10 protein-coding genes and 2 pseudogenes are annotated in these 11805 nt (G+C 42.2%); 7 read left to right on the top strand and 5 right to left on the bottom strand.

Features of this window, described 5'->3' with window-relative positions:
* Nucleotides 1-168: 168 nt before the first annotated feature.
* Nucleotides 169-984 carry a histidinol-phosphatase HisJ gene (gene hisJ, locus ABVJ71_RS16235; RefSeq protein WP_353854931.1) on the top strand — a complete coding sequence of 272 codons (816 nt, stop codon included), beginning with the start codon at nt 169-171 and terminating at the stop codon, nt 982-984.
* Here hisJ and refZ read toward each other — a convergent pair.
* Entirely contained in the window at nt 954-1619 is a 666-nt protein-coding gene (gene refZ, locus ABVJ71_RS16230; protein WP_353854930.1) for a forespore capture DNA-binding protein RefZ, read from the bottom strand. The two genes, hisJ and refZ, sit on opposite strands and share 31 nt — an antisense overlap.
* Nucleotides 1620-1749: 130 nt before the next feature.
* Between refZ and ABVJ71_RS16225 the strand changes: the two genes are divergently transcribed.
* From ABVJ71_RS16225 to ABVJ71_RS16210, 4 genes are all read left to right on the top strand, one after another.
* The gene (locus ABVJ71_RS16225) at nt 1750-2247 is read left to right on the top strand and encodes a GAF domain-containing protein (protein WP_353854929.1); all 498 of its coding nucleotides are present in this window, start codon (nt 1750-1752) and stop codon (nt 2245-2247) included.
* Nucleotides 2248-2516: 269 nt separating this feature from the next.
* Entirely contained in the window at nt 2517-3119 is a 603-nt protein-coding gene (gene rpsD / locus ABVJ71_RS16220; RefSeq protein WP_353854928.1) for a 30S ribosomal protein S4, read from the top strand.
* 520 nt (nt 3120-3639) lie between these two features.
* Nucleotides 3640-5286 carry a T7SS effector LXG polymorphic toxin gene (locus ABVJ71_RS16215; protein WP_353854927.1) on the top strand — a complete coding sequence of 549 codons (1647 nt, stop codon included), beginning with the start codon at nt 3640-3642 and terminating at the stop codon, nt 5284-5286.
* A 5-nt stretch (nt 5287-5291) separates the two neighbouring features.
* Nucleotides 5292-5558: a hypothetical protein gene (locus tag ABVJ71_RS16210; RefSeq protein WP_353854926.1), complete on the top strand. Its 267-nt coding sequence runs from the start codon at nt 5292-5294 to the stop codon at nt 5556-5558.
* Nucleotides 5559-5658: 100 nt separating this feature from the next.
* Here the strand turns inward: ABVJ71_RS16210 and ABVJ71_RS16205 are convergent.
* Nucleotides 5659-6105, bottom strand: a pseudogene (locus tag ABVJ71_RS16205) (peptidoglycan-binding protein); the annotation flags it as partial.
* Nucleotides 6106-6147: 42 nt separating this feature from the next.
* Here ABVJ71_RS16205 and ABVJ71_RS16200 point away from each other — a divergent pair.
* A complete protein-coding gene (locus tag ABVJ71_RS16200) occupies nt 6148-6993 on the top strand; it encodes an RNase A-like domain-containing protein (protein WP_353854925.1) in 846 nt (281 codons plus the stop codon).
* Between the two features lie 17 nt (nt 6994-7010).
* Entirely contained in the window at nt 7011-7310 is a 300-nt protein-coding gene (locus ABVJ71_RS16195; protein WP_353854924.1) for a contact-dependent growth inhibition system immunity protein, read from the top strand.
* Between the two features lie 578 nt (nt 7311-7888).
* On the opposite strand, the gene ABVJ71_RS16190 is transcribed toward ABVJ71_RS16195, so the two are convergent.
* The 3 genes and pseudogenes from ABVJ71_RS16190 to ABVJ71_RS16180 form a co-directional block, all read right to left on the bottom strand.
* Nucleotides 7889-9823, bottom strand: a complete 1935-nt coding sequence (locus ABVJ71_RS16190; protein ID WP_353854923.1) for a collagen-like protein — start codon at nt 9821-9823, stop codon at nt 7889-7891.
* A gap of 307 nt (nt 9824-10130) precedes the next feature.
* A pseudogene (locus ABVJ71_RS16185) lies at nt 10131-10700 on the bottom strand (cysteine hydrolase family protein).
* 392 nt (nt 10701-11092) lie between these two features.
* Entirely contained in the window at nt 11093-11671 is a 579-nt protein-coding gene (locus ABVJ71_RS16180; RefSeq protein ID WP_353856721.1) for a triacylglycerol lipase, read from the bottom strand.
* Nucleotides 11672-11805 lie beyond the last annotated feature (134 nt).

Raw genomic sequence — 11805 nt, 5'->3', positions numbered from 1 at the left:
CTTTCAATTATTTGATCACACCTGTAGATGTGAACTGCTTTATGTGTATGGTAGCTGTCGTTTTCATTGTTATTATGATACCATGTAACCAGCATTTTTGGTCATGATTTTTCATTATTTTCGCTGATAAACATCACGTTTTTCAAAATATCGACAAGAGGTGACGACATGCTGAAACAAGATTCACATATTCATACACCGTTTTGCCCACACGGCTCGCTCGATTCCTTTCATTCTTATATTGAAAAAGCCATTAAAAAGGGATTTGATTCCATAACCTTTACTGAGCATGCACCTCTGCCCCCTTCCTTTCGAGACCCAACGCCTGATCAGGACAGTGCCATGAAGCTCACAGACCTTGAAGATTATTTGACAGTGCTGGATCAACTAAAAAAAGAGTACAAAGGACAATTAATAGTAAAAACTGGGCTTGAGGTTGACTATATCAAAGAGTATCAAGAGGAAACAAGTGCCTTTTTAGACTGCTACGGACCTGAATTAGATGATGGTATTTTATCTGTTCACTTTCTTCCTGCTGGTGATCATTATATTTGTCTTGATTTTGATGAACATGCCTTCCAGCAGCTAATCCGTATTTATGGCAGTATAGAACGGGTATATCAAAGCTACTATGAACAAGTTCATTCTTCTATTCTATCATCATTGGGTGACTTTAAGCCAAAGAGAATCGGTCATATCACCCTTGTACGTAAATTCAATCAGCTTTTTCCATATAATATGTCTTCTGAACTCTGCCAAATGGTCGCCCTTTGTATTGAAGAAACGGCAAAAAAAGGGATGTCCTTAGATTTTAATACATCAGGACTTCGTAAAACATATGCCAGAAGTATCTATTTAGACAATTGGATGATTGAACTTGCGAAAAAGAAAAAAATCCCGCTCATATTCGGGTCTGATGCCCATCAAGCGGAAGATGTTGGTTATGCCTATGATCAATTCGAAGACATCATGAGATTCATGTGAGCATCCAATCTCGCTTCCTTTGGTTCTAGCAAATGATCAAGCAAGCGGCTCAGCTCCTTGAAGTACATTTGATAAAAGTAAGGCTCACTTGGATTAAGATAAAGCACTTCTGTTAAGTATTGCGGCTGCAAATATGGCATCATCAGCAGTGATTTTAATTGAATCATAAACGATGAGAGTGAGAGCTGCTTACAAATGACATGGGTGCTTTTCCCTTTTTCTATAATGAGTTGAAACAAATATTTCTCCTTTGTCAAATACGTCGACATAATTTCTCTGATTAATGTGGAATCAATTGTGACCTCTCGATAAACGAAACGGGTTAATTGACGATGCTCGTGCTGATAAGATAAAATATCAAAAACCACACCAAGTAAACAATCTTTTGCGTGACGAGTCTCCATTTGATGGATATGTTTTTCAATCATATGAATATAGCCTTCATAAAAATCGGACACGAGCTGCTCAAGCAGCCCTCCTTTCCCTTGAAAGTAATAAGATATGTGGGCAACGTTGACGTTTGCCTTCTTCGCAATCTCACGGACAGAGGTTCCAGAAAATCCTTTTTGGTTAAACAGTCTGATGGCAGCATCAATTATACGATCTTTTGTCTGCACGGCTGTTGATGGTTTCATCCGCTCCTCACCCCTCTTCATATGTACATACTTCAAGATTGAAGGCGGAAGTTCCTTTTACATTTGCTCGACAAATCCCACATGCGAGACGCAAGTTATGTATTTTTGAGATAGAAAGTAGGAGATTTTCATGTTTCATGTCGAAAAACAGTCTGGTGATCAGTTGAAAGATTATCAAATGCTTGTGAAACAAGTAGAAGCGATTACGGCTGGTGAACCAGATTTGATTGCCAATTTAGCGAATGCTGCTAGCCTTTTATATCATTCTTTATCTGACGTAAACTGGGCAGGATTTTATTTGGCGAAAAACGGAGAACTAGTTCTTGGTCCATTTCATGGTCTGCCTGCATGTGTTCGCATCCCTTCTGGAAAAGGGGTATGTGGAACAGCTTTTGCAACAGGTGATGTTCAGCGCATAGCGGATGTTCATTCATTCCCAGGACACATTGCTTGTGATGCTGCTTCGCAATCAGAGATCGTCATCCCGCTGAAAGTGAATGATGAAATCATTGGGGTGCTCGACATTGACAGCCCTGTCAAAGATCGTTTTGATGAAATAGATGAAACGTACTTAATTCAATTTACAGAGGTCTTGCAAAAAGCTCTTTCTGCCTCCGCAGATGCATAGTTGATGAAAAAGCAGGCAAATTGTCTGCTTTTTTCTTTATCTCTAAATAGGTTGACTTCTTATATTCAGCATCATATAATAGAGTTTGTGTGAAATATGGCAGCCTTTTTGTTCGGCTTTTTTGTATCATTTTGTTCCTTCTATTTGGAGGTGCATCTTGTAACTCCCTGCTGCTGGAGCGAGGATGCATGAAAACATAATGACAAAAAAGAGGAAGAACAGACGGTTTTTATTTTTCACAAATAAAAACAATAAGGAGGAGTCACATTATGGCTCGCTATACAGGTCCAAGTTGGAAAATTTCCCGCCGTTTAGGCATTTCATTAAGCGGAACAGGTAAGGAACTTGAAAAACGCCCTTACGCTCCAGGACAACATGGTCCAGGACAACGCAAAAAACTATCTGAATACGGTTTACAATTGCAAGAGAAGCAAAAACTTCGTCACATGTACGGTGTAAACGAACGTCAATTCCGTACACTATTTGACAAAGCTGCTAAACTTCCTGGTAAACAAGGTGAAAATTTCATGATCCTTCTTGAAACTCGCCTTGACAACCTAGTATACCGTCTCGGTCTTGCACGTACTCGTCGCCAAGCTCGTCAGCTAGTCAACCATGGTCACATCCTTGTTGATGGAAGCCGTGTAGATATCCCATCTTTCTCTGTGAAACCAGGTCAAACGATTTCTCTTCGTGAAAAATCTAAAAACCTAGCAGTTGTGAAAGAATCAGTTGAAGTAAACAACTTTGTTCCTGAATACCTTTCTTTCGATGCTGAAAAGCTTGAAGGTACTTTCACTCGTCTTCCAGAGCGTTCTGAGTTGGCTCCTGAAATCAGCGAACAACTGATTGTTGAATTCTACTCTCGTTAATTTCATTGCTCTACAAAGAGCATAGACATGAACCCTAGAAATGTTGATTTATCAACGTTTCTAGGGTTTTTTGTTTATTCTCTGCTTTGTAGAATATGGTATTCTCCTCATTGGTTTTGGGGGAGGAATTTTTACGAAAAGTGCACTGACGTATTCCTCTTTTTTTCATTTTGACTTGCTTTTGTTGGTGACCCGCATTAAAGCATTTTAAGTTAAAATAATCTTACAAACAACAAATTCATAAATAGGATTCAGGCGACATAAACACCGTGTAAAAAGGAACAATCGAAAAACGTATTTTGTAATGTGCAGCGGCAAAGCATCCGGTAAGTTACTTAGAAATTCAAACAAAAATGCCCTTACCTCCTCTAAGGATCAGCTCTGTTACGGAAAATATCTAGTATTAATTGTCTATGTAAATTGTTTCATTTTCACGGAAGTTAAGTATTTATTTCCCAATCATTCTCCGTATAATGGTAAAATCTCTTTTGATTGCAACCAAGCATTAAAGGAGAATGCCATGAAAACTTTAGATGTTCAGGCGTTGCACAATGCCATTGATCAAACGCTGGAACAATTAACACAACAATCACAAAGCATCAAATCCCTTGAAATACAAATCAATCAAATCATCTCACTAGATGGCGCACTAAAGGGCGAGGCTGGAGAAGCCATTCGAGCGTTTTATGAAGAATGCCATATTCCTTTTTTGCAATTTTTTCAGGTTGTCATTGAAGAATACAGCGGTGCGCTAAAAAAGACAAAGCAGGCTCTCCATGCATTTGAATCAAACCCGAATGGCTTTATCTCTCAATCATTTATTGAACACGAGCTTGACCAAGGGTTAAAAAAAGCAGAACGGACCGTTTCTGATATCGTATCAGATGTAAATCAAGCCCTCGGCAAGGTCAGCCATATTGTGCATTTGCCACATGTAGATGAATCTGCTTTCCAAGAAAGCTATCAAAAAGCATGGCTTGAAACCTCAAAAACCATTGGACTGCTTCATGCATTTGACAGGGAACAAACGAGTGCTTTACATGAAACAGAAAGCGCCCTTCACACAATGAAGCAATACATAGACACCCTAAGCACCATGTTCACTGGTCCGAAAATTGAGATCACCAGCTATCAAAAAGGCTCTATTTTCAAAGATGGAAAAGAAGAAAAAGTGAGCAGTACGATCAGTGGATTGAATGAAAAAATAGACAATCCTGACGAAACCCCAATGATGATTATGCTGAGGAAGCTGAATGAAAAAGAGCAAGCGAATGTGGATGCGGTTGTTCGCAATGAGACCCGCCAAAACATCAAAAGAGAAGGAAAAGCAAACGACCCATCGCTTACCCCATTGCAAAAAGAAGCCGTGATCGGAAAAAACCGGATTCATGGAGACATCAGGGTGGTAAATGGTAAACTATACAATGTAAAAGGCATCAAAAAGCTCAAAGAATTCGATATCGCAGATGAAGTGGTCACAGACCCATCAGACATTGATTACATTGGCGGGCGGTATACCGTTTACGCCAATAAACAAATCATCCGAACGTATATCGTAAACGGCGAAGTAAAAATCGAAGAAGTCGACAACATCCCAGAAAGCCGAAGCCATGGAAACGCCAAACGCATCTTAGACGGCGAAGTCATCTCAGCCGCCGAAAACATCATCCTAGAATACAGCAGCATCTACGACGGCTGCCGAGCCGTCACCGGCAAAGACCCCGAAACCAGCAAAAAAATAAGCGGCACAGACCAAGCCCTATCCGCAGTCTCTATCATCCCAGTTATGAAAATTATCAAAGGCGGGAAATATGTTTTTAAGATTGATCAAGGGAAGAATGTGGTGAAGAGGGTTGAGAAGACGGGTAAGGGTACGGGAAAAAAACACGTACCTAGAAATGTAAAAGATATTGATGCTTATGGCGATATTGAAAACTTTTTAGGTAAAGGTAAACAAACTGATATAAACCCGTTTACTGGTAAAAAGGATATAGACAGAATCTTTGTAAAGCAATCAGATGGAACAGTACGTGCAGTAAGAATTGGAGATCATGAAATGAGAAATCCAAATAATTTTCATTATCACTTAGAGCAATGGGACAAGAATGGCAACTTTATTAGGCCAGACCAATCTGTTAAAGTAAATAACACTAAAAGGAAGAGGTAAGGAAGTTGAAAAAAGAGATTGATGGTGCTAAGGTAATTAAATATACAAAAAACAAAGATTTGGGTTTTGTTGAATTTGAAGATGGCGAGACTAAATCGATTAATGTTTTAGCTATTTGTAATTATGATCAGAAAGAAGAGTATTATTTGTTTGCTTGTGATGAACAGTTTAACGTGTTAGGAGACACGCTTCATTATACTATTGAGGAAGCCATAAAATTTGCAGAAGAATACTATGAACATGAAGAAATAGAATGGATTAATTTGTATTAAAGTGAGAAAATAAGAGATTATTCAAAAGATGGTGCTCATATAGTTGCTCTAAAAGCTAACAAAGGAAAGCCCCTCCATGTTTGTGGAAGGGCTTTTGAATTCACTTCAAGAGAGCTTCAAGTTTCACTTTAGTCTTCGGTCCATAAACTCCATCAGCCACAAGACCATACATCAATTGGAATCGCTTGACCGCATCCGCTGTTTTCGGTCCATAATAGCCGTCAATGTCGTTATTTTTTGCCCATTTGTCAGGGTAGCAGAAAAGATCTGCTAGGGCTTCTTGTAAGGCTTTTACTCCTGCCCCTTTCGTTATTTTTAAAATGCCTGACGGTAAGTTGTACGCCTTTTTAGACGTGTTTGTTTTAGGTTTTGTTGAAGGTGCTGTTTTCACGGGTTTTGATGCCGAAGATTTTTCACCATTCAATGCTTTCAGTTCTTTTTCGATGGAATCTTTAAACGAATTCCATCTACCCTCTGATAGAATACGGTGTGGACAATATTTCCCATTCCAATCTTGATGCTTCTTGACGCGATCAATGCCCCATCCGCCATAAAGGAAAACCCACCTACTAAAATCAATCAAAACGTAGTGATCATCAATGGGAAAGTGTATGATACAAGTGAGTACAAACATATCGACTTCGCAAATGCCAAAACAGTTGAAGTTATGCGAGACGGAATGCTGTATCGGTTACGAATATCGGAGCAAAACAAAGTAACGATTGAGAGCGTTAAACCGATTTCTGATGTAAAAACAGGCGATCAACCCCAAAACGTATTAAATATAGCGGTTGAATTTACAGGAATAAACGACGCAATTCGAATCATTACAGGAAGAGATCCTGTAACAGGTAATAAAGTCACTGACACAGACCGCCTCGTATCAAGCTTGTACATGATACCAGGAGCTCAAATCGTTAAAGCTGGAAAATACGTGTTTAAAATAATGAAAGGGGAGAAAGTAGCCAAGAAAGTTTCAAAGGTTGAGAAAGGTACAAAGGATCAAGATCTTATTAAACCTGGAGACAGCAGTCCGTTAGCTCCAGGAGGTGGCTTGGCAGCTCATGAAGCGAAAAAAGGAAAAAAAGGCGGACATTTAATCAAAAAGCATGTTGGTAAAACAGATGAGGAGCTATTTCAACGTTTGAAGAAAGACCTCAGAATTACTGGTTCATCAACTTTTAAAGATAGGGCTACTGCTGAGAAAGTTGCTCATAAAGTCTTAACCAATTCAATTAATCAAAAACTGATTAAAGACTGGTTGGACAATCCTAAAAGCAAGTCAACACTTGCATTACCATATAAAGGAAATGAAATGATCGGACGTGGAGTAAGAAGAGACTCTGAAAAAGTTCAAGATATGACCAATGCTTTGATAATTTTAAAGAAAAAGAAAGACGGAAAGTTCATTCTTACAGGCTATCCAACTAAATAAAGTGAGGTTATAATACGTTGAGTAATATTAATCCAGATAATCCAATTTTCCAATTTTTAGCAGGTTCTTTTCATCAGGATATTGATTCACCTGAGGAAGCTTTACAAGACTTATTAGAAGAAGAAAGCAGTGAATATCTGAAAGACGCAATTGATTTTCTTACAGAATTTATAAACAGTGACTATACTGATGCTGAAAAAAACGATTATATTCAATCTTGCGCAGATGGAATTTATTTTCCTGCTCTGGGTATATCCCCACTCCAATGGTTAAACAATGTAACAGGAGAAATACGGAAAAAAGTACAATCAGAATGAACTATAAAGAAGGCCCCTTGCACTTGTATAGAGGCCTTTTTTGATTACTTCAACAAAGTGTCTATTTTCGCCTTTGTCTTCGCCCCGTAATAGCCATCAATGCCGTTATTATTAGCGACCTTGTCAGGATAGAAAAAGAGTAGATGGATATTTTTGTATTTTTTTACTCCTGTCCCCCCTTTGTAACAAGATTGGTTACTTTTAAAATGATTGATGGCCTCTGAATTCATACTTTTTTAAGTGGACCATGTCGAAGGTGTTTTATAGTGTCTCATAAATTTAGGTTAGTCTATACCTTAATTAAGAAGGCAAAAACAAATCAATAACAGGTTAAGGCGAATAATTTTTGTGAGCAGACTGTACTAAGATGAACATAAATAAAATCCGACTGATTAAGTATAGAAACTCTGACGCTCTTTTCGCTTAAATCTAACAGAACTGGCAAAGCTAGACACAGAAAAAAATCGATCCAGTTTATGTACACTAATAAAACAAGTGAAAACCCCACTTTCATTTCAAGTAAAAGTGGGGTTTTTGTGTATGACTTAGAGGCTCTAAAAGCCCCTCTAAACATATATTTAGTCTAGTTTTTTAATGACTATCGAAGCGTTTACGTTTGTTTGTGTCCCTCCTGCTAGAGTCTGAAGAGTAACTGCTGCTGCAGAAGTATGATTTACAAGAGTAAGAGTGTCACCTGCTGCTAAAGCAATTATTGCCTGACCAGTATTTTGTTGAGTACCAGCTCCTGAACCATAAACTGTGTTCGTCACAGGAGCTCCATTTACAAATAAGCTGAATTGGCTTGGCTCTACACCAGAGGCTGAAAAAGTCACCTCATAATTTCCTGGAGTGGTTACTATGATTTGGGCTGTTCCAGGAGTATGTGTAATGCCAGGTGTAATAATTCCAGTTGAGTCAAAAATCACTGGTGCCTCCAAAGCTACTGTTTGAGCACTTAGATTGTATACATATGCAAATTCAGCTAATCCTGCACCTGTGGCTCCAGTAGCTCCGGTAGCTCCCGTGGCTCCAGTAGCTCCAGCGGCTCCGGTAGCTCCCGTGGCTCCCGTGGCTCCAGTAGCTCCAGCGGCTCCCGTGGCTCCCGTGGCTCCAGTAGCTCCAGCGGCTCCCGTGGCTCCCGTGGCTCCAGCGGCTCCGGTAGCTCCCGTGGCTCCAGTAGCTCCAGCGGCTCCCGTGGCTCCCGTGGCTCCAGTAGCTCCAGCGGCTCCCGTGGCTCCCGTGGCTCCAGTAGCTCCAGCGGCTCCCGTGGCTCCCGTGGCTCCGGTGACTCCAGTAGCTCCAGCGGCTCCCGTGGCTCCCGTGGCTCCAGCGGCTCCCGTGGCTCCCGTGGCTCCGGTAGCTCCCGTGGCTCCCGTGGCTCCCGTGGCTCCAGTGTCACCTGTGGCTCCAGTGGCTCCAGTAGCTCCCGTGGCTCCGGTAGCTCCCGTGGCTCCCGTGGCTCCAGCGGCTCCCGTGGCTCCAGCGGCTCCGGTGGCTCCAGTGGCTCCGGTTGGACCGGTCGGACCTGTGGCTCCCGTGGCTCCGGTGACTCCAGTGGCTCCAGTAGCTCCCGTGGCTCCAGTGTCACCTGTGGCTCCGGTAGCTCCGGTTGGACCTGTTGGACCTGTTGCTCCCGTGGCTCCGGTGGCTCCAGTGTCACCTGTGGCTCCGGTGACTCCCGTGGCTCCCGTAGCTCCGGTTGGACCTGTTGGACCTGTGGCTCCCGTGGCTCCGGTGGCTCCGGTAGCTCCGGTGACTCCAGTGGCTCCCGTGGCTCCGGTGACTCCCGTGGCTCCGGTTGGACCTGTTGCTCCCGTGGCTCCCGTGGCTCCAGTGTCACCTGTGGCTCCCGTGGCTCCTGTGGCTCCCGTGGCTCCTGTTGCTCCTGTTGCTCCTGTTGCTCCAGTTGCTCCAGTGTCACCTGTGGCTCCGGTGACTCCAGTGGCTCCCGTAGCTCCGGTTGGACCTGTTGGACCTGTGGCTCCCGTGGCTCCCGTGGCTCCAGCGGCTCCGGTAGCTCCAGTTGCTCCAGTTGCTCCGGTGACTCCAGTGTCACCTGTGGCTCCGGTAGCTCCGGTTGGACCTGTTGGACCGGTGGCTCCCGTGGCTCCTGTGGCTCCCGTAGCTCCAGTTGCTCCGGTGACTCCAGTTGCTCCAGTTGCTCCAGTTGCTCCAGTGTCACCTGTGGCTCCGGTAGCTCCGGTTGAACCTGTTGGACCTGTGGCTCCCGTGGCTCCTGTGGCTCCCGTGGCTCCTGTTGCTCCCGTGGCTCCTGTTGCTCCAGTTGCTCCGGTGACTCCCGTGGCTCCGGTGACTCCCGTGGCTCCCGTGGCTCCTGTGGCTCCGGTAGTTCCTGCTCCTGCTCCGGTTGGACCGGTGGCTCCAGTAGCTCCCCTTAATCCCCGTAATCCTCGTCGTCCTACAATAACTTTTGTCTTACAAATGACGCAACAGTTTGATTTTGATAGTTTCTGTTTGCAATGAGGGCATTTTTTATACTTATCACAACTCATCAGTTGTTCATCTCCTTTATTATTATTCATATGTTGAATCTATAAATAGGTGATAAGTTAAATCCATAAAGAATAAAAATAAGCATGGACAAAGATAATCTCCTAGACTCTTTTAAAAGCCTTCTAGTTGTGAAAATTTGGTTGATTTTTGCTAAGGTCATCTATTATATTTTATTGAGAACGCTCAAGTCTTAAGAACCCATTCAAATCCATGTTATCTATAGTAATGAAAAAATCCCCTGGAATTCCAGAGGATTTTTTGTTCCATATTTCTCTCAACTATTATCGTAACGTAAGCCATTATCTATTATTTTTCCCATTCCCTAATCAATTGCTCGGTTGTCATGACAGTCGCAAATTCATCATGCAGTGTGGCAAGCGAAAGCCGAAGAATCGTTTCCGGATCATAATATGTACCTTTGTTTGATCTGTTAGTCCAAAGGCGGCGGTTGCATCTGAAATGAGAAACGTGCCAAAGCCAAGATTCCCGCTCATTCTTGTTGTTGTTGATACGCAGTGAGGGGTTGTTAATCCCGCGATCACAACAGTGTCGATCTCGTTTGCTCTTAGTTGTTCCTCTAAGTTTGTACCAATAAAGCTGCTATTGACTTTCTTTCGTATCACCGTTTCTCCCTCTAGCGGTTTGGCGATCTCTTTGAAAAGATGCCCTTCATTTGCCGGATGAAATAAAGAGTCCGGCTTGTCAGAGGTATGCTGAATCAAGCACTTTCCAGCCTTTCTCTCTCCAAAACGTCAAAAGTTGACTGATATTCTTCTCTGCATCTAGATGATTTCGTTCTCCCCATTTTTCATGCTCGAACGCCTTTTGTAATCTACAATGATCAAAACCTTTTGATTCGTTTGCACAAACGCCCACCTGCAAATTTTCTCATTCACTACATATAGTGTAAGGAATAGTGGTCAATTTGTACATGCTTTTACTGATGTTTTGTCTGATTTTGCATCAAAAAGACAAACCGCCCACTGGCTATGATGTAATAGATACCGATGATTGTTGTACAGTTAGAGATTACCTCACCTATTTGAACTGATTTGACGATACTCATCTAAATGAAATAGATGATGAGAAATAAATAGGGAAAATAGAGAAAGTATCCTAAGAAATATTGTTTAAGTTTTTGCTTCATCGCTGTGTCTCCTATATCAATAAGACATTCATGCTTTCAAAGCATCTTTGATCATCTAGCAGTTCAATATGTTCGGTGACATCAAAAAAGACAGCAGTTTCGCTGTCTTTTTTTCATTTTTTTAATTCGTATTCTGTCCCCCGCCGTTCAGCCCTTCTTTAATATAGCCGTTTACTTGGCTTGAGGCTAATAGACCGATATGTCCAACACCATGGATGAGGACGTTTCTTGCGCCTATTAAGCGAGAGAGGCTGTTGGCGACAATGAGATCGGCTGAGCTATAGACGGATGTGTAAAGAATTTTTTGATTTGGATCGGTGCCTGGTAATGCTCTGAGTGAAACGAGTCCGTTCGCTCCACCTAGTGTGACGACATTTTCAATTTTATCTCCGCCGTCTAGGTTCTTAATATAATATAACGTGTTGGCTCCGCCCATGCTATGTGCCACAATATCTACTTTTTTGGCGCCCGTTTTGGCTAACACATCTTTGACGTATCTGGATAGACGCGGGCCATTGTTCAGGTTATTACCTGTTTTGTCTATGAAATCAATTGCATATAATTGGTTTCGGTCCCAGCCCTGTGACACCAGGTATCTTTTGATCGCCGCAAAGTTATAAGAAGCACCACCCATGCCATGTACCATCACGACCGGATTATGCTCAGCCGCTTTGACCTCTTTCGGCTGGATAAAAACCATTGAACCAACTACCAATGCAAATGCAACGAGAATCTGCAAACTCCTTTTCATTAATAGTGACACGTTCATTCCCCCTTATTTATCTTGTCCGTCTTTATTTTAATCAAGAAAAATATGACAGAAAAGTGAACAAG

The sequence above is a fragment of the Bacillus sp. Bos-x628 genome, assembly GCF_040500475.1.
Classification (GTDB): domain Bacteria; phylum Bacillota; class Bacilli; order Bacillales; family Bacillaceae; genus Bacillus; species Bacillus maqinnsis.
The sequence above is the reverse complement of the archived record's forward strand: the minus strand, read 5'-3'. Positions and strand labels throughout refer to the sequence as shown.

What these genes read in the sequence shown, in the direction of transcription:
- hisJ (WP_353854931.1), top strand. Translation starts at nt 169, where the DNA reads ATGCTGAAACAAGATTCACATATTCATACACCGTTTTGCCCACACGGC.
- refZ (WP_353854930.1), bottom strand. Translation starts at nt 1,619, where the DNA reads ATGAAACCATCAACAGCCGTGCAGACAAAAGATCGTATAATTGATGCT.
- ABVJ71_RS16225 (WP_353854929.1), top strand. Translation starts at nt 1,750, where the DNA reads ATGTTTCATGTCGAAAAACAGTCTGGTGATCAGTTGAAAGATTATCAA.
- rpsD (WP_353854928.1), top strand. Translation starts at nt 2,517, where the DNA reads ATGGCTCGCTATACAGGTCCAAGTTGGAAAATTTCCCGCCGTTTAGGC.
- ABVJ71_RS16215 (WP_353854927.1), top strand. Translation starts at nt 3,640, where the DNA reads ATGAAAACTTTAGATGTTCAGGCGTTGCACAATGCCATTGATCAAACG.
- ABVJ71_RS16190 (WP_353854923.1), bottom strand. Translation starts at nt 9,823, where the DNA reads ATGAGTTGTGATAAGTATAAAAAATGCCCTCATTGCAAACAGAAACTA.
- ABVJ71_RS16180 (WP_353856721.1), bottom strand. Translation starts at nt 11,671, where the DNA reads ATGGTTTTTATCCAGCCGAAAGAGGTCAAAGCGGCTGAGCATAATCCG.